Source organism: Bradyrhizobium sp. SZCCHNR1043 (assembly GCF_032489675.1).
Classification (GTDB): domain Bacteria; phylum Pseudomonadota; class Alphaproteobacteria; order Rhizobiales; family Xanthobacteraceae; genus Bradyrhizobium.
On the sequence record NZ_JAUEYN010000024.1, the window covers coordinates 1 to 18,627 of the forward strand.

Below are 18,627 nucleotides of genomic sequence, written 5' to 3' on the forward strand. Positions count from 1 at the left end.
ATCAGGCATGTCCGCGCTCCATCGCACCCATCGCTGTCGTCCCGGGCAAGCCGCGATGGCGCGAAGCGACGGCGTGGTGCCGACCCGGGACCCATACCCCCAGGGAGATGTGATGGCGCGAGATGTGGGACCAGTCTTGTCCCTCAACGGCGGCGGTGGCAATGGATCCCTGCGTTCGCAGGGATGACAGCGCGGACTGCAGCAACGTCGAGGATTATCGTTGGCGCGCTACGCCTTGCCCGCCTTCGACGCCAGCGCGTCGGCGACCGCGGTTCTGATATCGGCGACCGAGAACGGCTTGGTGATGACGTCGTGAGCGATCGCGCTGAGATTCGACGCGCGCTCGCGCTGATGGGCAAAGCCCGTCATCAGCAGGATGGTCAAATCGGGAAAATCGCGTGCTGCCGACAGCGCCAGCGCGATGCCGTCCATGATGGGCATCTGGATGTCGGTCAGCAGCAGGTCGAAGGCGCCGGCCTCGCGCGTCAGGATGTCGAGCGCCTCGGCACCGTCCTGCGCCGTCACGATCTCATGTCCATCCATGGCAATGGCGCGCGCGACCAAGGTCCGCATCGAATCTTCGTCGTCGGCGATCAGCACGCGCGACATGTCGTTTCGTCTCCGTGTCGTGGGCCCCGCGAGAGAGCCGCGAGACCGGAACCATCATGCACTGCCGGCGGCGAGGTCGCGCCGGTTGAAGAACCGTATATCGATATTGCGGCCTTCGGGAGGGGGCGAGGCGAGCCGCGACTTGAACGTCGTGCGCTCGCCGGGCTTGAGCGCGGTCTGATCGAGCAGCGTGTTCCAGGCGTAGATCTCGGTGCCCTGCGCGTCACGGACGCTGAAACGCAACCGCGGCAGATCGACCGATTTCTTCGTCAGGCTGACGATCGTTCCCTCGATCACCAGCACCGGCTTGCCGTCGACGGTTTCGGTCGCCACCTTCAGGTCCTTGAAGTTCAGGCCGCGCAGGTTCACCTCGAGCCCGACCAGCTTGTAGAACGACGCCGTCTGCGGCAGCAGCCTGACGACGTCGGCGCGCCACACCACGAGCGCAATCGTGAGCGCCGCCATGGCGGCCGTCAGCACCGGCAGGTTCAACAGCTTATTGCCTGGGAAATCCGGCAACGTCGGGCGCCTGATGAGCTTGCGGAGACCGGCGAGGCGCGAAGCCCCGCCCTGCGCCGGCTGCTCGGCATCGGCCGTGTCGTCGTCGGGCTCGGCGAGGGCATCGTCAGGCCAGCCGGCGGCCAGCGGCGGACTTTCCACCTCGGGCGACCGTCCGCCGTCATCTTCTTCCTGGCGGGCGAGGGCTTCCCACTCGTCGGCGGCGTCACGGGGCGCGGCCGCCGCGCCGGCCTCCGCCATGGCGGGCATGGGGGCGGGCGCCTCGACCGCATCCTCCGGTCGCGCCAGCCAGACCTCCTTGCAACGGGAACAGCGTACGCTGCGGCCAGCCATACCCAGGGTTGCCAAGTCGATGGCATAAGATGTCGTACAATGAGGGCAAACGATGAACATCGCGCCTGTTCTCCAACGGCCATTGCCGCTTTGTTTCCGACAGTTCGTGCTACAAGGACCGCCATGTCGACGAACTTCGGAACTCAATCGCGCCAATGGTACACGGCGACCGTTAACGAACCGGAAACCATAACGGGCGCTCAATCGGGCCATCGTACCGCTGAGCTTGGAGCGTGCGGGTCTGCCGCGCACGCGGTCGAACGGAGCTGACGCTTTGGTTCGGTTCGAAAATGTTGGGCTGCGCTATGGATTGGGGCCGGAGATTCTCCGCGACCTCAGTTTCCAGATTCCCGCCCATTCCTTCCAGTTTCTCACCGGCCCGTCGGGCGCCGGCAAGACCTCGCTGCTGAAGCTGCTGTTCCTGTCGCTGCGGCCGACCCGCGGTCTGGTCAATCTGTTCGGCTACGACATCTCGCTGCTCAGCAAGGAAGAGATCGCCGATCTGCGCAAGCGCATCGGCATCGTGCTGCAGGACTTCCGGCTGCTCGACCACATGACGACCTATGAGAACGTGGCGTTGCCGTTTCGCGTCATGGGTCGCGACGAGTCAAGCTATCGCAAGGAGGTCATCGACCTCCTGAAATGGGTCGGCCTCGGCGAGCGCATGGATGCGCTGCCGCCGATCCTGTCGGGTGGTGAGAAGCAGCGCGCGGCGATCGCGCGCGCCGTGATCTCGCGGCCGCAGCTGCTGCTCGCGGACGAGCCGACCGGCAACGTCGATCCGACGCTCGGCCGCCGCCTGCTGCGGCTGTTCATCGAACTGAACCGCTCGGGCACGGCGGTGATCATCGCAACCCATGACATCACGCTGATGGACCAATACGAGGCCCGCCGGCTGGTGCTGCATCAGGGACGATTGCACATCTATGAGTAGCGTAGACGATCGCGGCCTCCTGGTCGATCTCGGCGACGACCGCCCGCAACTGCCGGCGCAGGCCCGCATCGTGTCGCCGATCGTGCCGCGCGCCTCGATCGCGGGCCGTGCGCTGGTCGCCGTGGTGGCGATCATGACCTTCCTGGCCTCGATCACGACCGGCGGCGTGCTGCTGGTCAGCGAGTCCGCGGCCGAATGGCAGTCGGAGGTGGCGAGCGAGATCACGGTTCAGGTTCGCCCCAAGACCGGCCGGGATCTCGAGCGCGACATTGCCCTGGTGACGGAGGCGATGCGGGCGCAGTCCGGAATCGTGGAGGTCCGGCCATTCACGAAGGAGGAATCGAGCAAGCTGCTGGAGCCGTGGCTCGGCAGCGGCTTGTCGTTCGATGAGCTTCCGGTGCCCCGCGTCATCATCGCACGCGTCCAGCCCGGCACCAGCTTCGATCTCAACGCCCTGCGCGCCCGCGTGACCCAGGTTGCGCCGACCGCCAGCGTGGATGACCACCGCGCCTGGATCGAGCGCATGCGCTCGATGACCGGTGCTACCCTGTTTGCAGGCTTCGGCATTCTCGTGCTGGTGATCGCGGCCACCATCATCTCGGTGTCGTTCGCGACCCGCGGCGCGATGGCCGCGAACCGGCCGATCGTCGAGGTGCTGCATTTCGTCGGCGCCGGTGACCGCTACATCGCCAATCACTTCCTGCGGCACTTTTTGCAGCTCGGACTGGAGGGGGGCGTGATCGGCGGCGGCCTTGCGATGCTCGGATTCGGGTTCTCGGAGTCGATCGCCAATTGGTTCTCCGGCACCCCCGTCGGCGATCAGTTTGCGGCATTGCTCGGGACGTTCTCGCTGCGCCCGCTCGGCTATGTCGCGATCGCGCTGCAGGCCATCGTGATCGCCGCGGTGACCGGCTGGGCCGCACGCCGGACCCTGTTCACGACGCTGGCGAGCATCGACTGATGGCGGCTTCTATCCCCAGCCGTCTCGTTGCGGATTTCACTTGGCCCGAAAACCGCCTAAAATCGTCTGCGCCGGGGTGAGGCAGGACGGGGTGAGCTGGGTCACGAACACGGCGGAGGTCGCGCGCCAGGATCGGCGGCGAGCGAACGTGATCGGGAGGCCGGCGAAACCTGCCTGCGTTCCCGGACTTGAACGACGGGATCGCGCGACGGCATGGCGCCGCGCGCAGGCAGGCAAGGACAAGCCAGGCGTTGCATGGAGCCGGAGACCGACCATAGCAGGCGAAAGCTGCCGCTCACCGTGGCGGTGTGGCGGACGCTCGCGGGCGCCGTGGCGACACTCGGGCTCGGCTTCTTCGTCGCCGCGGTCGGTTTCGTCGGCTTCCTCTCGCAATTGCGCGGTGCCGAGATCCAGCCCGAGCGAAAGGCGGACGGAATCGTGGTCCTGACCGGCGGCTCGTCGCGCGTGTCGGACGCGGTGGAACTCCTAGCGGGAGGCTATGGCCGGCGGCTGCTGATCTCCGGCGTGCACCCGACCAACGAGGCCAGCAACATCACCAGGTCGCTGCCCGAGGCGCGATCATTCATCAACTGCTGCGTCGATCTGGATTATTCGGCGATCAACACCCGCAGCAACGCCGCGCAGACGCGGCGGTGGGCCAGCGAGCGCGGCTTCAAGTCGCTGATCGTGGTGACGTCGAACTATCACATGCCGCGGGCCATCGTCGAACTGTCGCATGCGATGCCGAGCATGGATCTCATTCCGTACGCCGTCGTCGGCGAGAAATGGCGTGACGAGCCGTGGTGGACCAGCGCGCCGACGCTGCGACTTCTGCTGTCCGAATATGCCAAATTTGTCGCCGCCGAGATGCGGCTGCGGCTGGCCGATCTCGGCCTCGATCTCGCGCCCGAGGTCGATCCGCCAACCGGCTCGGTGGCGCGCCGACCGACGACGGCGCAAGCCAATTGAACTGGGTTTCTGATGGTCTCGATCTTCCTGCGTTCGCTGCTGTTCAACATCCTGTTCTACCCGAACTTCGTGCTCTGGGCGCTGATCGCGTTGCCGACCCTGGCGATGCCCCGCAAGGCGCTGCTGCGCGTCGCCAATTGGTGGGCGCAGAGCAACATTTTGTTGATGCGCGTCGTCTGCAACATCCGCGTCGAATATCGCGGCGTCGAAAAGATCCCGAAGGGGCCGCTTATCGTCGCCGCCAAGCATCAGTCGATGTGGGAGACGATCTCGCTGCTGCATTTCTTCGATGCGCCGTTCTTCGTTCTCAAACGCGAGCTGCTGCGGATTCCCTTGTTCGGACAATATCTGGTCAAGGCGGACATGATCGCGATCGACCGCAGCTCCGGCGCCCGCGCGTTGAAGCAGGTGATGCGGCGGGCGGCGGAGGAGGTGAAGCACGGCCGTCAGTTTGTGATTTTTCCGGAAGGCACGCGGCGCCCGGCGGGCGCACCGCCGGACTACAAGGGCGGGGTCGGCTTGATCTATACGGATTGCGGCGTGCCGTGCCTGCCGGTGGCGCTGAACTCAGGGCTGTTCTGGCCGCGTCGCACATTCCTGCGCTATCCGGGCACGCTTGTGGTGGAGTTTCTTGATCCGCTGCCGCCGGGCCTGCCACGCGATGAATTCATGCAGCGGATCCAAAGCGTGATCGAGGAGGCCACCAATCGGCTGGTCGCCGCAGGGCAGGCCGAGCAGGCCCGCCTGTTCGGCCGCATAGCGGCGGCGGTGAAAGCTTGACGCGTGCTATGGCGGCGCACCTTCCGGCGCAGGATGCAGCGAATGGCCGTCATCGTGCAGCATCGTTGCGAGCCGATGCAACTGCGTGTCGCGAAGGCCCTGCGCCTCGATCGCCTTCACAGTCGAGATCACGTAGTCGCGATTGGCGCCGGACTGGCCGTGACCCTGACGCACATGGCGCAACTGTTCCTGCGGCGACAACCGGCCGGCATATTGCACATGGCCGCGATCGACCACGTAGACCAGCGCGCTCACCCGCTCGCGGGCGTCGTTCTCCAGCCATACCGAGCGCGTCACTTCGCGATACACCGAGGTCACCTGCTCACGCGCCCGCAAATACGCGATGGTCTCGTCGCGCTTGTCTCCTGCCACCCGAAACGCAATGCCGCGACACGCGCCGCCGCGATCGAGACCGAGCACGAGGCCGGGCTTCTCCGGCGTTCCGCGGTGGACGAACGAATACACACAGAGCGCGCGATGCTCGCCGATCAACCGCGCCGGCACCTGCTCGAGAAAGGCGAATCCGGGTCGCCACATCAGCGAGCCGTAGCCGAAGACCCAGAGGTCGCCGTGGGGAAGGTCGCGTTCGGAGAGGGTCATTGCGGACATCAATGCGGAGGCCTAAGTGTGGTGCTCGCGAATTGTTAATCTAGATACACAATCCGTGATCGCCGAATTGCCAAAATTGCTGCCCAAAGGGTGTCCTGCATGTCTCGTTTGCCGCAACCGCCGCGCAGGCGCTCTCGCTGGGGGCTTTTCATAGCTCCCGTCCTGCTCCTGATCGCCGCCGTCGCGTGGAGCGCATTCTGGTTCTTCGCCGCTTCGCAAGTGGATGTCCAGGCCGACGCCTGGCGTGCGCGCGAAGCGAAGTCCGGCCGCGTCTTCGATTGCGCGAACCGCTCGGTCGCCGGCTTTCCGTTCCGGCTCGAGGTCCGCTGTACGGATCCGAACGTAGCCCTGTTTTCGCAGGCCGCCGGCACGCCCTTGATGAACGCCAAGCTCGACGAGATTCTCGTCGTCGCACAGGTGTGGGACCCGAAGCGGGTCATCGCGGAGTTCAAGGGACCCGCTATGATCGCCGACGGTCGCGGACCGGCCTCGTTCTCCGTGAACTGGCGCGTCGGTGAGGCCAGTGTCCGCGGTCTGCCAGGGCCGCCGCAGCGCGCCGACCTCGTGTTCGAACAACCGACCATCGACCGCATCGAGGGCAACACTGCGGTGCCCGCCGCGCGCGCCGATCATGCCGAATTGCACGGCCGTGTTGCCGAGGGCTCGCCGTCCGACCATCCGGTGCTGGAGACCGCGTTGCAGATCGCGAACGGCAGCATCCAAGGCAGCCATCCTCTGCTTGCCGAACCGTTCAATACCGACGTCCAGGCCCGCGTCACGGGTCTCAAGGACTTCAGGCCCAAACCCTGGCCGGAGCGGTTTCGCGAGATCCAGGCGGCGGGCGGTCATGTCGAGATCGTCCAGTCGCGCATCCAGCAGGGCGAGCTGCTGGCCGTCGCGTCGGGCACGCTCAGCCTGACCGCCAATGGCGGCATCGATGGCGAAGTGCAGATGACGGTCGCGGGGATCGAAAAGGTCATTCCGGCGCTCGGTCTCGACAAGATGCTCGAAAACGGCGTGCCGCAGGGGACGCTCGATCGCGTAGCGCCGGGTGTGAAGTCGCAAGACGTCAACAACCTGCTCGGTGCGCTCGACCGCGCGATTCCCGGCCTCGGCAAGGTCGTTAAGCAGAACGCCAACGTCGGCGTCGCGCTCGGCATCAATGCGCTCGGCAAGGAGGCCACCCTCGAAGGGCGCAAGGCGCGGACCTTCCCGTTGCGCTTCGCCGACGGGGTCGTGGTGCTCGGTCCGTTCAAGGTCGCCCGCGTCCCACCGCTGTTCTGAAGCCTTCAGGGCTTCTTCAACTGCGGCAGCGGCCGGCCGAAGTCCGGCGCCGCCGAATCCTGGCCGATATCGACGATGCCGCGGCGGATCGCACGGGTGCGGGTGAAGTGATCGAACAGCGCATCGCCGTCGCCGCGGCGGATCGCCCGCGTCAGCTTGGAGAGGTCCTCGGTGAAGGTGCCGAGCATGTCGAGCACGGCATCCTTGTTGCTCAGGAAGATGTCGCGCCACATCGTCGGGTCGGAGGCGGCGATGCGGGTGAAATCGCGAAAGCCGCCGGCGGAGAACTTGATCACCTCGGACTCGGTCACCTGCGCCAGCTCGTCGGCGGTGCCGACGATGGTGTAGGCGATCAGATGCGGCAGGTGGCTGGTGATCGCGAGCACGCGGTCATGATGATCCGGCGTCATGATCTCGACCTTGGCGCCAAGCGCGGCCCAGAACGCGCGCAGACGATCGATCGCGTTGGCATCTACACCGTCGGGCGGCGTCAGGATGCACCAGCGGTTGATGAACAGCTCGGCGAAGCCGGAGTCCGGTCCCGAATTCTCGGTGCCGGCGACCGGATGCGCCGGTACGAAATGAACATGCGCCGGCAGGTGCGGCGCCATGTCGCGAACGATGGCGCCCTTCACGGAGCCGACGTCGGAGACGATGGCGCCGGGCTTCAGATGCGGCGCGATCTCTTCGGCCACGGGACCGCACGCGCCGACGGGAATGCAGAGGATGACGAGGTCGGCATCCTTGACCGCCTCGGCATTGCTCGCAACGACGCGGTCGACGATGCCGAGCTCGGTCACGCGGGCGCGGGTCTTGTCCGAACGCGCCGTGGTGACGATTTCGCCGGCCATGCCTTGCAGCCGCGCCGCGCGCGCGATCGAGCCGCCGATCAGGCCGAAGCCGATCAGCGCGATGCGTTCGAACCGTCCCGCGACGCTCACTTCGTCCTCATGAATTCGCTGAGAGCCTCGACGACCAGACGATTGGCCTCCTCGGTGCCGATCGTCATGCGCAGCGCATTCGGCAACTTGTAGTTGGCGAGCGCGCGCAGCACGAGGCCGCGCCGTGTCAGGAATTCGTCGGCCTCGACCGCGGTGCGGCCCTTCTCGGTCGGGAAGTGGATCAGGATGAAGTTGGTGACGCTCGGCGTCACCTTCAGCCCGAGCCTGCCGATCTCCTCAGTGAGCCAGTTGCGCCAGGTCTCGGTGTGTGCCTTCGACATCTGCTGATGCGCGGTGTCCTCGATCGCGGCGACCGCAGCGAGCATCGCGGGCGAGGAGACGTTGAACGGCCCGCGGATGCGGTTGATGGCATCGACGATGTGCGCCGGGCCGAGCATCCAGCCGACGCGGAGCGCTGCGAGGCCGTGGATCTTGGAAAAGGTGTGGGTGACGACGGTGTTCTCGGTCGTGGCGACCAGCTCGATCCCGAACTCATAATCGTTGCGCGAGACGTAGTCGGCATAGGCGGCGTCGAGCACCAGCACGACATGCGAGGGAAGGCCGGCGCGCAGCCGCTTGACCTCGTCGAACGGGATGTAGGTGCCGGTCGGGTTGTTCGGATTGGCGAGCCACACGAGCTTGGTGCGCGGCGTCACCGCGGCCAGGATCGCGTCGACGTCGGTGCGATACTCGGTCTCGGCGGCAACCACGTTCCTGGCGCCGCAGCCCATGGTCGCGATCGGATAGACCAGGAAGCCGTGCGCGGTCGAGATCGCCTCGTCGCCTTGCCCGAGAAAGGTGTGTGCCAGCAGATTCAGGATCTCGTCGGAGCCGGCGCCGCAGACGATGCGGCCGGGATCGAGGCCATAGGTGCGGCCGATCGCCTCGCGCAGCACCCGCGAGGTGCCTTCCGGATAATCCTCCAGATGTGTGGCCGCGCTCTTGAAGGCCTCGATCGCCTTGGGTGAAGGACCGAACGGAGTCTCGTTCGCCGACAGCTTGAACACCTTGCGGCCCGGCTCGGGCTTCGGGCTCTTGCCCGGCGTGTAGGGCGCAATGTCGAGGATGCCGGGATTCGGCACGGGGCGGTTCATCGTCAACTCCGGAAAATCATCACTGGCGCGGGGCGTCTCAGCTGGGAACCGTATAGCGTTTCGCATGGCCGCCGACGAGGGCCGTCGAGCGCACCGAGGCGCCCGCCGCGATCAGGGCAGCCTTGATCTTGTCGAGGTTCGACGGCGACTCGATCGACACCAACAGCGCCGCGCCGTCAAAGGCGGTATCGGGCACCGCGATGACGTCGGCGAGCGGCGACAGCGCGCGGGACACCTGCGCATTCCAGCCGGAGACGCGGATGCTCCAGGTCTCGACCTCCAGCACCAGCGCGTCGTCCGCGACGCGCGAGATCGCGAACACCGGCAGCGCCGCCGGATGGTCGGCCCGCTCGATGAACGGCATCCGCGCGATGATCTTCGGCGCGCCCGCGGGCTCCAGCGTGATCCACCACGGCGTATGCCCCGAGGTCGTCGACACCAGCGCGAGATCGCCCTTCGAGCGCGCCACGGCTTCGACGGCGGCCTGGGCGCTGAAATGGGCGACATAAGGCACCACGAAGCCGAAATGGAACCTGGCGGAATCGCGCATCGCGGATTCGCCGACCGACACGTCGGCGTGAACCGAGAACGGCGCCTGCACGTAAGTGAACGTCGAGACGATCACGCGCCAGATGCCCTCGACGGTGTCGAGCGGCAGGATGCCGCGATGGCGCTGCACCAGGCGCCGCATCATGTCGGCCTCTCGCGCCGGGCGGAACGCCGAGCCGACCTCCTGGGTCTTCTTGACCTTGATCAGCCGGTCGATGATGTCGGCCCTGTTCATCAGGAGCTGATGGACCTGCTCGTCGATCGCGTCGATCTCCTTGCGCAAATCGGCGAGCGAGGGAGGGGCTGGCGGCGGGGTCGACATGGGCAGGGTCACTCTTCGCAGGCCGCGGGTCAACGCGCGGCGGACTGGAACGGATGCCGTTCTCTCCGATGCGGGGGACGTGCGCAACAGCAAGTTTACCTCGTGCTGCCTAGGCTTGGCTGACCTGCAGCCATGGGGCGCCCGATCGGCGGTCAACCCGAGCTTGCCTTGACGAGGAGCGCCCGCGGGACTAGTTTCTGCCTGTTCCGTGGTCATTTGAGCCGGCCGGCTTGCAGCCACGTTAAAAAACTCGCTAAACAGGCCGGGGACGTTATCGATCCCGGCCGAACCCCAGTTCAGGCCGGGTTTTTCATGGCCTGATGTGTCACGTGGTTCGGGAGCCCTTGCCGGATGGCCGGGGTGAGAGACATGACAGGCCTGACGCCGAAACCCACCTCCGCGCTGCGCACGATTGCGCCCGAAGAGCGCTCGCACGAGGTCGATCATCCGAGCTCGCTGGTCGCGCAGTTCGGTGCCGACAAGCCGCTCAGGCTCGATTGCGGCGTCGACCTGTCGCCGTTCCAGATCGCCTACCAGACCTATGGCGAGCTCAACGCCGACAAGTCGAACGCGGTCCTGGTCTGCCACGCGCTGACCGGCGACCAGCACGTCGCCAACCGTCATCCGGTCACCGGCAAGCCGGGCTGGTGGGAGACGCTGGTCGGCCCCGGCCGTCCGCTCGATCCCAGCCGCTATTTCATCATCTGCTCGAACGTGATTGGCGGCTGCATGGGCTCGACCGGCCCGGCCTCGCTGAACCCTGCGACCGGCAAGGTCTGGGGGCTCGATTTCCCGATCATCACCATCCCCGACATGGTGCGGGCGCAGGCGATGCTGATCGACCATCTCGGCATCGACACGCTGTTCGCCGTGGTCGGCGGCTCGATGGGCGGCATGCAGGCGCTGCAATGGACGGTGGCCTATCCGCAGCGCGTGTTCGCCACGCTCGCGATCGCCTGCGCCACGCGGCACTCGGCACAGAACATCGCCTTCCACGAGCTCGGCCGCCAGGCCGTCATGGCCGATCCCGACTGGGACCACGGCCGCTACGGCGACAAGGGCACTCATCCGCATCGCGGCCTCGCGGTGGCACGGATGGCCGCGCATATCACTTATCTGTCGGATGCCGCCCTGCATCGCAAGTTCGGCCGCCGCATGCAAGACCGCGAGTTGCCGACGTTCTCGTTCGACGCCGACTTCCAGGTCGAGAGCTATCTGCGCTATCAGGGCTCGTCCTTCGTCGAGCGCTTCGACGCCAACTCCTATCTCTATCTGACGCGGGCGATGGACTATTTCGACATCGCCGGCGACCACGATGGCGTGCTGGCGGCGGCGTTCCGCGGCATCAAGACGCGCTTTTGCGTGGTGTCCTTCACCAGCGACTGGCTGTTTCCGACTTCGGAGTCGCGGGCGCTGGTGCATGCGCTCAACGCGTCCAGCGCGCGCGTGTCGTTTGCCGAGATCGAGACCGACAGGGGGCACGACGCGTTCCTGCTCGACGTCCCCGAGTTCTTCGAGATCGCCAGCGCTTTTCTCGATTCCGCCGGCAAGGCGCGCGGCCTCAAGGTCGCGACGGGAGGCTGAGACATGAGCATGCAGGGTGTGCTGCCGCTGAACGGATTCTCCGGCGGCGAGGTGCTGGCCTATCGGCCCGATCATCTCCTGATCGCCGGCATGGTCGAGAGCGGCTCCAAGGTGCTCGACATCGGCTGCGGCGACGGTGACCTGCTGCAGCTGCTCGAGAGCCGCGGCATCGACGGCCGCGGCATCGAGCTGTCGCGCGAGGGCGTCAACCATTGTGTCGCCAAGGGCCTCGCGGTGGTGCAGGGCGATGCTGACACCGATCTCGTCGATTATCCCGACGATGCGTTCGACTACGTGGTCCTGTCGCAGACCCTGCAAGCGACGCGGCGGCCCAAGACGGTGCTGGAAAATCTCCTGCGCATCGGCCGCCGTGCCATCGTCACCTTCCCGAATTTCGGCTTCTGGCGGCTGCGGCTGCAGCTGCTGGTCGGCGGCCACATGCCGCGCACCGACAATCTGCCTTTCACCTGGTACGACACGCCGAACATCCATTTCTGCACCATCAAGGACTTCGTCCAGCTCTGCGACGAGATCGGCGTCAAGATGGAGCGCGCCGTCGCACTTGATAGTTACGGCCGTCCCTTGCGCGTCGCCATGCCCTGGTGGTTCTGGAACATGTTCGGCGAGCAGGGGGTGTTTCTTCTGAGCAGGGCGGAGAAGGGGCGGTAGGGGCAGGGGCGACATTCGCTGGGCGCCTCGTTCAAGTTTGCGGCCCGCTCTCTCCGCCGTCATGGCCGGGCTTGTCCCGGCCATGACGTCTTGCAGTATGGCGAGATGGCGGGCGGCTACGTGTACTTCATGACTAATCGTCCCAACGGTGCGCTCTATGTCGGCGTGACCAGCGATCTCGTGCGCCGTGTCTTTCAGCATCGATCCGGCTTGGTTGACGGCTTCACCAGGCGGTATGGCTTGAAGCGATTGGTGTACTTTGAAGTCTTCGACGACATTCAGAGCGCGATCCAACGGGAGCACAACATCAAGCATTGGTCGCGCGCCTGGAAGATTGGACTGATCATTGCGAGCAATCCCGACTGGGACGATCTCTACGATAGGATCACAGCTTGAGGCGTGCACGAGGACGGACGTGGATGGCCGGGACAAGCCCGGCCATGACGAGCTTGGGGTGGCGGGATTTCACTTTTCAAAGAGCCGATGGCGGCTGAGACAAGGCTGCGCATCCCCGCGGCGCATCTGCGCCCGAGCTATGCGTCATGCATCGCCTCCGATAGCGAAGAGGCGCAGGGAAGGCCGGATGCTGGCCGCACCCATGGCCCGCCTGCGGAAAAAATGCAGGCGGCAGGAACCACAGGTACGAGCCGGAACACCCGGCCTTCCCTGCGCGATGGTTGAACGGCTGCTTCGCATTCTCCTCGGTGCGCCGGGCTTTTTGGCCACCGTGTCGCGCAATGCGCTTGCGCGCATCGCGCTGGATACCAGCATCGGGGTATCAGGACCGCGCGACTTGACCGTGCGTGCCGGAATTGCTCGTCCGCGCGAGGAAGCCCCACGCGCAATCCGACACGCCCACCGCATCCCACCTCAGCGTTCGTGACGACCGCGATACGCCCCTCTTGCAGTGAGGCGGGACGGGCGGAAATCTGCGCTTGATTTGGCCGACGACGCAAGCCGCGATCGTGCGACAAACTAACACGACGGGCAGTCCGTGCATGAGGCTCATGCGCAAACTGCCCGTCGTGCAACGTCTGATGCCGTTCCTACGGCTTGCCCCGTGATCTACAGCAAGCCGACCTTGTGCATGATGTCGCGGATCTGCGCCGGACTGGGATCACCGACCGCCGGGCTGGACCACTCGCTGGTCGTCGTTGCCGGGCCCCTGGCAACCGAACCGGCTCCGTTGAGCTTGCCATTGGGCGCCTGCGGCACCAGCGTCGGAGACGTCGCGCCGCTCTGCGCCTCGCCGCGCGCCAGTCCGAGCAGGCGACGGAGAACGTCGAGCGAGGGATCGGCCGTGGGCGCGGAGGCCACGCCCGCTTCCAGGCCGAGTGCGCGCATCGCGTTCGGCAGTCCGGCACCCGAACGGTTGGGATCGCCGAACTGCAGCGGCGTCGATGTCTCCTTCAGGATCTGGAACAGCCGCTCCACACGCCGCGCGTCGCGTGTCGCGAACTGGCCCTTGAAGTCGGGATGATGCGCCAGCACGAGCGCGGCGAGGCCGGTGACGTGCGGCGTGGCCATCGAGGTGCCGTCCCAGGCCCCGAAGCCATCCGTCGGCAGCGAGGACACGATGCCGACGCCCGGCGCGCAGACGTCGATCTCCGGCCCGAAGCAACTGAACTTCGCCGGAAAATATCCGTCGGCGCTCCGGAAGCCGTCCAACCCCTGCTGGGCGTGGAAGCTGTCCTCGGGAAACTCGCCCCATTTGCCCATCGCGGCGACCGCCAGGCAATGCGGCGTCGAGCCCGGAAACTGGACCGGCCCCGACGAGTTTCCCGCGGCGACGATACAGGCGAGGCCCATCTGCTTGGCCCGCAAGATCCGCTCCTCGATGATCTGCGACGGCTCGCCGCCGCCCAGACTCATGTTGGCGACGTCGATGCCATTCTCCATGCAGTAGTCGAGCGCCGAGACGAGATCGCTGAACCGGCCGCCCGGGAAGATCCGGCAGACATGGATTTCGGCCGCCGGAGCGAAGCCGCGAATGCCTCCGCCGGAGCCGATCGGTCCGCCGGCGATGATCCCGGCGCAATGCGAGCCGTGACCGATGGTATCGACGGTCCAACTCGCGGGATCATTGCCGACGATGCTCTTGCCGATCGTGACGCTGTGCAGATTGCGATGCGTCGGCGCGGCGCCGGAATCGATCACCGCAATCTTCACTCCCGCGCCGTTATAGGCGAGGGGCAGGCGATCGAGGCCCATCGCGCGCTGGCCCCAACCCAGCAATTGCTGGCCGGGAAATCCGCGCAGATAGGCGCCGAGCGTCTTCGCGGCGATGCGGTTCACGCTGTCGGGGGTCAGTTGCGGACGATCGAGCCAGAAGGTCCAGTAATCGACCCGCGGCTTGATCAGGATCGAGCGGATGGTGTCGGGCGTCTCGCCCTGAATCTTGAGCGTGACGCGGCCGCTGGCGTCGGTGACGCCCTGAACCGGCCACACGCTGCCGAACACGTACACTTCCACCTCCGGCAGCGGGCCGCTCTCGCCGACCACTTCGATCGTCGTCGAGAACCCGTCGGCCAAGGGAATGAGAACGCCGGGATTGGGAAGCTGGTGCGGCGCCGGCACCTGGGGGACGGTCGGATCGAGCATGTAGGTGAGCGGCGCATCGCGCTCGACCGCGAGCCGTGCTCCGGCCTGGGCCTTCAGCAATTCGGCCTTGTCGGGCGCCATGCGGGCCAGCACCATCGGGCCGAGCGGTGCTTGTCCTGGGTCGGCGCTCTGAAATCCGAGCAGGCGCGGCGGCTGAATTGTCTTCACCACGTCGATGTCGGGGCTGTTTGTCAGTTGTTGGACGATGAAGTCGGCGCTGAAGGTCCCAAGCCCCATCTGCTGGCGCGGTGCCAGGATGTACTGCGCCCGCCGTTGCGAGATCGTTGCGCCGGGTTGACCCGTTGCTGGCGCCGCCGTGCCGCCGTCGCTGCGGCTGGTCCCTTGTGCGGCTGGGGCTGATGCGGCGGTCACCCGTGCTGCGGCCTGCGGTGCGGCAGCGGCCTCGGCTGACGGCTGCACCGCTCCGGGTTGTGCTCCGGTGCCGTTGACGGCCGTGCCGGCCGCATCCTTCTGATCCGAGATTTCAGGCTTGCTTCGTGCGGCCATTTGCGGGCTCCTTCATCCTCGCTCGTGACATCGTCGGGAGGCGCCGCTGAAGTCAGCCGGCGCCAAAGGGTTTCAGCGGAGCGTTCGGCTCCACCACGATCGTGCTGAAAGTCGATCGGAGGCGATCGGCCTGGCTCTTCGTCATCGACAGGATGACGACGTCAGGTGCGACCTGACCGACGCGTTTCACGCTGGGCTCGCGGCTCAAGTGATCAGCGAGCTGGCCGGACTTGACCGGCTCGCCTTGCACGATGAATTCCTGTTCTGAGTTCGGATCCGCCATGCGTCGTTCCCTCCATGTCAGGTCGGCGGTGGGCGGACTTTTCGTGCGCCCACCGCTTCACTCTCTTGGACCCGCGTTGCGATGTCGCGGGTCGTTGCTTCCAATCGGTCGTCCTAGTGCATCGTGCCGGCGGGCTGGCCGGTGCTGAAGATGCCGAGCGTGTGCCCGATGTTGAGGCCGGTCTGCGCGCCCTGTCCGATCTTCTTCAGCACGCTCCAGAAGCCCTGCAGCTCCATGTCGGTGGGCTGCGCCGCGGCCTGCTGGCCCGGCTGGCCGGCGCTGAAGATGCCGAGATTGTGCCCGACGTCGAGGCCGGTCTGGACGCCCTGTCCGATCTTCTTGAGCACGCTCCAGAAGCTCTGCAGCTCCATGTCGGTCGGCTGCGCGGCCGCCGCCTGCTGGCCCGGCTGGCCGGCGCTGAAGATGCCGAGATTGTGGCCGACATCGAGGCCGGTCTGGACGCCCTGGCCGATCTTCTTGAGCACGCTCCAGAAGCTCTGCAGCTCCATGTCGGTCGGCTGCGCCGCCGCAGCGGCTTGCGGACCGGTGCTGAAGATGCCGAGGTTGTGGCCGACATTGATGCCGGTCTGGACGCCCTGACCGATCTTCTTGAGCACGCTCCAGAAGCCCTGCAGTTCCATGTCGGTCGGCTGCGCCGCGGCGGTGGCGGCTTGCGGACCGGTGCTGAAGATGCCGAGGTTGTGGCCGACATTGATGCCGGTCTGGACGCCCTGACCGATCTTCTTGAGCACGCTCCAGAAGCCCTGCAGCTCCATGTCGGTCGGCTGTGCCGCGGCGGTGGCGGCTTGCGGACCGACGCTGAAGATGCCGAGGTTGTGGCCGACGTTGAGGCCGGTCTGGGCGCCCTGTCCGATCTTCTTGAGCACGCTCCAGAAGCCCTGCAGCTCCATGTCGGTCGGCTGCGCCGCGGCGGCGGCCTGCGGATCGGTGCTGAAGATGCCGAGGTTGTGGCCGACATTGAGGCCGGTCTGGACGCCCTGTCCGATCTTCTTGAGCACGCTCCAGAAGCCCTGCAACTCCATCTCCGACGGCTGCTCGGTGCCGGGGCCGACGGAGAACGGCGCGAACCCGCCCGCGATTCCGCCGATGGCGCCGCCGAAGTCCCGGCCGGTCTTGCCGCCGATCAGACGTCCGATCGCTTGTCCGGCGAACCTGCCGAGAACGGAGCCGAAGATCCCTTCGGGATTCAGTTGACCAAAGTCCTCAGTCGATTGCTGCATGCCACTCATGTTGAGCCTCCTCGCTCGTTATCTGACCTCTGAGCGACGCGCCGCTTGACCTCATCAGGAGTAGTTGCTGCGCGACGTCGATCGAGGGCGATGTTGCGCGTGTGGCCGTGATGCAAGTGTCAAGCGGGGCGTGAAAGTGCCGTCAAAATCGATCATGTGAGGCACGCATGGAGCAAGGGTCGCGCGGATCGTCAGACGCGAAGCATGCGCCTGATTTCGCGTTGCAGGGTTTCGGTTTCGCTCTCCGGTGTGGCACCGACCTGCTTGCGCAGGACGGTGCGGCAGAAGTCATATTGACGCAGGGCGTCGGCGCGGCGACCCTGCTGTGCGTAGCAGCGCATCAGGGTGCGGTGGACGTCCTCCTGCAGCGGATCGGCGGCCAGCACGCGCAACGAGAAGGTCTTGGCGATCTCCACATGTTCCGGGCCGCCGACGTCCAGCAGGCCCGCGATGGCCCGTATCGCTCGCGTCTTCAGTCGTTGACGCTCGGCGGAGAGCCATGCCTCGAACGCGCAGGACGTCGAGCTGATGCCGTCGAGCAACTCGCCTCGGAACAGCGCGGCGGCGCGCGCCATGGTTTCCAGATCGCCGAGCTGCAGCAGCAGCTCGAACTCCTGCACGTCGGTGCTGACGGCGTTCGGATGGATGCGGATGTCGTCCCGTTCCGCAGAAATGATGTCGGCGCATTGCGGCAGCACCCGGCGCAGCGTCAACAGGGCCTGGCGAAGGTTTGCGCGCGCGTTGTCGCCGAAGCGGCCTTCCCATAGGAGTGCGGCAAGCTTGCTGCGTGAAATGCCGTGCGGAGAGGTAAGGGCGAGATAGCCCAGGAGTGTTGCAGCCTTGCGGCTTGGGATGACGACCTGCTCGCCGGAGACGCGTTTGATTTCAAGACCGCCAAAGAGATTGATACGCAGCAGACTCATTGTCTCTCTCCTCTGAATGGCGACTCGCTGCGATCGGCGTCAGCCTGCAGAAGTCGAGCTTCTCGTGCGATGAGAATGAGCGGCTGCAGCCGGATCAGGTCTGCACAGTCGTCGCCGAAGGGCGAGCCGCCACGCTGTCGTTGTCATCGTCGAAATGAGATCGGCAATGCAGTTAAGTCTGTCCGAGCAACGTTCGGTTCAATCTTGGATTGTATGACGAAGCGACACCGGGCCGGCTGGGCTTGCAGTATGCACTCCATCGGGTCCAGTCTGCGCGCAGCCGGAACCGCACGCTGTGAGCTACGGCACACTCGAGGACGGACACGCGCGTTGCGGTATCCTCTGGCCATGGTGATGAAGCACGGGATTGTTCCGATGAGATCGTTCCGCAAGGAACTTTGGTTCCAGACACCGGGCCGTCGCGCCTTCATCAACATCACGGATGATGTCGAGGCGGCGCTGAAGGAGAGCGGGGTGCGCGAGGGACTCGTGCTGGTCAACGCCATGCACATCACCGCGTCGGTCTTCATCAATGACGACGAGAGCGGGCTGCATTTCGACTACGAGCAATGGCTGGAGAAGCTGGCGCCGCACGAGCCGGTGGCGGGCTATCGCCACAACCTGACCGGCGAGGACAATGCCGACGCCCACATGAAGCGCCAGATCATGGGCCGCGAGGTCGTGGTCGCGATCACCGGCGGCAAGCTCGATTTCGGTCCGTGGGAGCAGATCTTCTACGGCGAGTTCGATGGCGGGCGGCGCAAGCGCGTGCTGATCAAGATCATCGGCGAGTAGGCGAGTCCGTCGCGACATTGGCAGGGCTTGCTCGAACAGGCCGTCATTGCGAGGAGCGCAAGCGACGAAGCAATCCAGGGCCACGACGGTAGCTTGTCTGCGTAGCCCTGG

The 18,627-nt window shown here is 65.9% G+C and carries 19 protein-coding genes and 1 riboswitch; of the genes, 9 read left to right on the forward strand and 10 right to left on the reverse strand.

Annotation, left to right across the window (positions count from 1 at the left end; genetic code table 11):
* Positions 1–228: 228 nt before the first annotated feature.
* Together QX039_RS31600 and QX039_RS31605 are read right to left on the reverse strand one after the other, a co-directional pair.
* On the reverse strand, positions 229–609 hold the full coding sequence (locus QX039_RS31600) for a response regulator (protein ID WP_315736231.1): 381 nt from the start codon (positions 607–609) through the stop codon (positions 229–231).
* Positions 610–663: 54 nt separating this feature from the next.
* The gene (locus tag QX039_RS31605) at positions 664–1,521 is read right to left on the reverse strand and encodes an MJ0042-type zinc finger domain-containing protein (protein WP_315737026.1); all 858 of its coding nucleotides are present in this window, start codon (positions 1,519–1,521) and stop codon (positions 664–666) included.
* Between the two features lie 214 nt (positions 1,522–1,735).
* Between QX039_RS31605 and ftsE the strand changes: the two genes are divergently transcribed.
* The 4 genes from ftsE (at position 1,736) to QX039_RS31625 (ending at position 5,105) form a co-directional block, all read left to right on the forward strand.
* Positions 1,736–2,395 carry a cell division ATP-binding protein FtsE gene (gene ftsE, locus QX039_RS31610; RefSeq protein ID WP_006615648.1) on the forward strand — a complete coding sequence of 220 codons (660 nt, stop codon included), beginning with the start codon at positions 1,736–1,738 and terminating at the stop codon, positions 2,393–2,395.
* Positions 2,388–3,356 carry an ABC transporter permease gene (locus tag QX039_RS31615; protein WP_315736232.1) on the forward strand — a complete coding sequence of 323 codons (969 nt, stop codon included), beginning with the start codon at positions 2,388–2,390 and terminating at the stop codon, positions 3,354–3,356. The genes ftsE and QX039_RS31615 overlap by 8 nt, the downstream gene beginning before the upstream one ends.
* A 255-nt stretch (positions 3,357–3,611) precedes the next feature.
* Positions 3,612–4,325 (forward strand): YdcF family protein, encoded by a 714-nt coding sequence (locus QX039_RS31620; protein WP_315736233.1) that lies wholly within the window; start codon positions 3,612–3,614, stop codon positions 4,323–4,325.
* 12 nt (positions 4,326–4,337) lie between these two features.
* On the forward strand, positions 4,338–5,105 hold the full coding sequence (locus QX039_RS31625; protein ID WP_315736234.1) for a lysophospholipid acyltransferase family protein: 768 nt from the start codon (positions 4,338–4,340) through the stop codon (positions 5,103–5,105).
* A gap of 6 nt (positions 5,106–5,111) precedes the next feature.
* Here QX039_RS31625 and QX039_RS31630 read toward each other — a convergent pair whose 3' ends face one another.
* A complete protein-coding gene (locus QX039_RS31630; RefSeq protein WP_409998895.1) occupies positions 5,112–5,714 on the reverse strand; it encodes a gamma-glutamylcyclotransferase in 603 nt (200 codons plus the stop codon).
* A 99-nt stretch (positions 5,715–5,813) separates the two neighbouring features.
* On the opposite strand from QX039_RS31630, the gene QX039_RS31635 reads away from it, so the two are divergent.
* Positions 5,814–6,998 (forward strand): DUF2125 domain-containing protein, encoded by a 1,185-nt coding sequence (locus QX039_RS31635; protein ID WP_315736236.1) that lies wholly within the window; start codon positions 5,814–5,816, stop codon positions 6,996–6,998.
* Positions 6,999–7,003: 5 nt separating this feature from the next.
* Here the strand turns inward: QX039_RS31635 and QX039_RS31640 are convergent, their stop codons facing one another.
* The 3 genes from QX039_RS31640 to QX039_RS31650 are packed head-to-tail and all read right to left on the reverse strand — an operon-like array spanning position 7,004 to position 9,904.
* The gene (locus tag QX039_RS31640) at positions 7,004–7,939 is read right to left on the reverse strand and encodes a prephenate/arogenate dehydrogenase family protein (RefSeq protein ID WP_315736237.1); all 936 of its coding nucleotides are present in this window, start codon (positions 7,937–7,939) and stop codon (positions 7,004–7,006) included.
* Positions 7,936–9,033, reverse strand: a complete 1,098-nt coding sequence (hisC, locus tag QX039_RS31645) for a histidinol-phosphate transaminase (RefSeq protein WP_315736238.1) — start codon at positions 9,031–9,033, stop codon at positions 7,936–7,938. Before hisC ends, QX039_RS31640 begins: the two co-directional genes overlap by 4 nt.
* 37 nt (positions 9,034–9,070) lie before the next feature.
* Complete coding sequence (locus tag QX039_RS31650; protein WP_315736239.1) at positions 9,071–9,904, reverse strand: chorismate mutase; 834 nt, start codon at positions 9,902–9,904, stop codon at positions 9,071–9,073.
* A 198-nt stretch (positions 9,905–10,102) separates the two neighbouring features.
* A riboswitch (SAM riboswitch) is annotated at positions 10,103–10,182 on the forward strand.
* A gap of 91 nt (positions 10,183–10,273) precedes the next feature.
* On the opposite strand from QX039_RS31650, the gene QX039_RS31655 reads away from it, so the two are divergent.
* The 3 genes from QX039_RS31655 to QX039_RS31665 all read left to right on the forward strand — a co-directional run bounded on the left by QX039_RS31655 (position 10,274) and on the right by QX039_RS31665 (position 12,553).
* The gene (locus QX039_RS31655) at positions 10,274–11,488 is read left to right on the forward strand and encodes a homoserine O-acetyltransferase (protein WP_315736240.1); all 1,215 of its coding nucleotides are present in this window, start codon (positions 10,274–10,276) and stop codon (positions 11,486–11,488) included.
* A gap of 3 nt (positions 11,489–11,491) precedes the next feature.
* Complete coding sequence (metW, locus tag QX039_RS31660; RefSeq protein ID WP_315736241.1) at positions 11,492–12,157, forward strand: methionine biosynthesis protein MetW; 666 nt, start codon at positions 11,492–11,494, stop codon at positions 12,155–12,157.
* Between the two features lie 105 nt (positions 12,158–12,262).
* Complete coding sequence (locus QX039_RS31665; protein ID WP_315736242.1) at positions 12,263–12,553, forward strand: GIY-YIG nuclease family protein; 291 nt, start codon at positions 12,263–12,265, stop codon at positions 12,551–12,553.
* A 669-nt stretch (positions 12,554–13,222) separates the two neighbouring features.
* Here QX039_RS31665 and QX039_RS31670 read toward each other — a convergent pair.
* The 4 genes from QX039_RS31670 to QX039_RS31685 form a co-directional block, all read right to left on the reverse strand.
* Positions 13,223–15,265, reverse strand: coding sequence for a S8 family serine peptidase (locus tag QX039_RS31670; RefSeq protein ID WP_315736243.1), 2,043 nt, complete (start codon positions 15,263–15,265; stop codon positions 13,223–13,225).
* A 52-nt stretch (positions 15,266–15,317) separates the two neighbouring features.
* A complete protein-coding gene (locus QX039_RS31675) occupies positions 15,318–15,548 on the reverse strand; it encodes a hypothetical protein (protein ID WP_315736244.1) in 231 nt (76 codons plus the stop codon).
* A 113-nt stretch (positions 15,549–15,661) separates the two neighbouring features.
* Positions 15,662–16,798, reverse strand: coding sequence for a hypothetical protein (locus QX039_RS31680; RefSeq protein ID WP_315736245.1), 1,137 nt, complete (start codon positions 16,796–16,798; stop codon positions 15,662–15,664).
* A 191-nt stretch (positions 16,799–16,989) separates the two neighbouring features.
* Positions 16,990–17,721: a BTAD domain-containing putative transcriptional regulator gene (locus QX039_RS31685; RefSeq protein WP_315736246.1), complete on the reverse strand. Its 732-nt coding sequence runs from the start codon at positions 17,719–17,721 to the stop codon at positions 16,990–16,992.
* A 375-nt stretch (positions 17,722–18,096) separates the two neighbouring features.
* On the opposite strand from QX039_RS31685, the gene QX039_RS31690 reads away from it, so the two are divergent.
* Positions 18,097–18,516, forward strand: a complete 420-nt coding sequence (locus QX039_RS31690) for a secondary thiamine-phosphate synthase enzyme YjbQ (protein WP_315736247.1) — start codon at positions 18,097–18,099, stop codon at positions 18,514–18,516.
* The last annotated feature ends 111 nt before the right edge of the window (positions 18,517–18,627 follow it).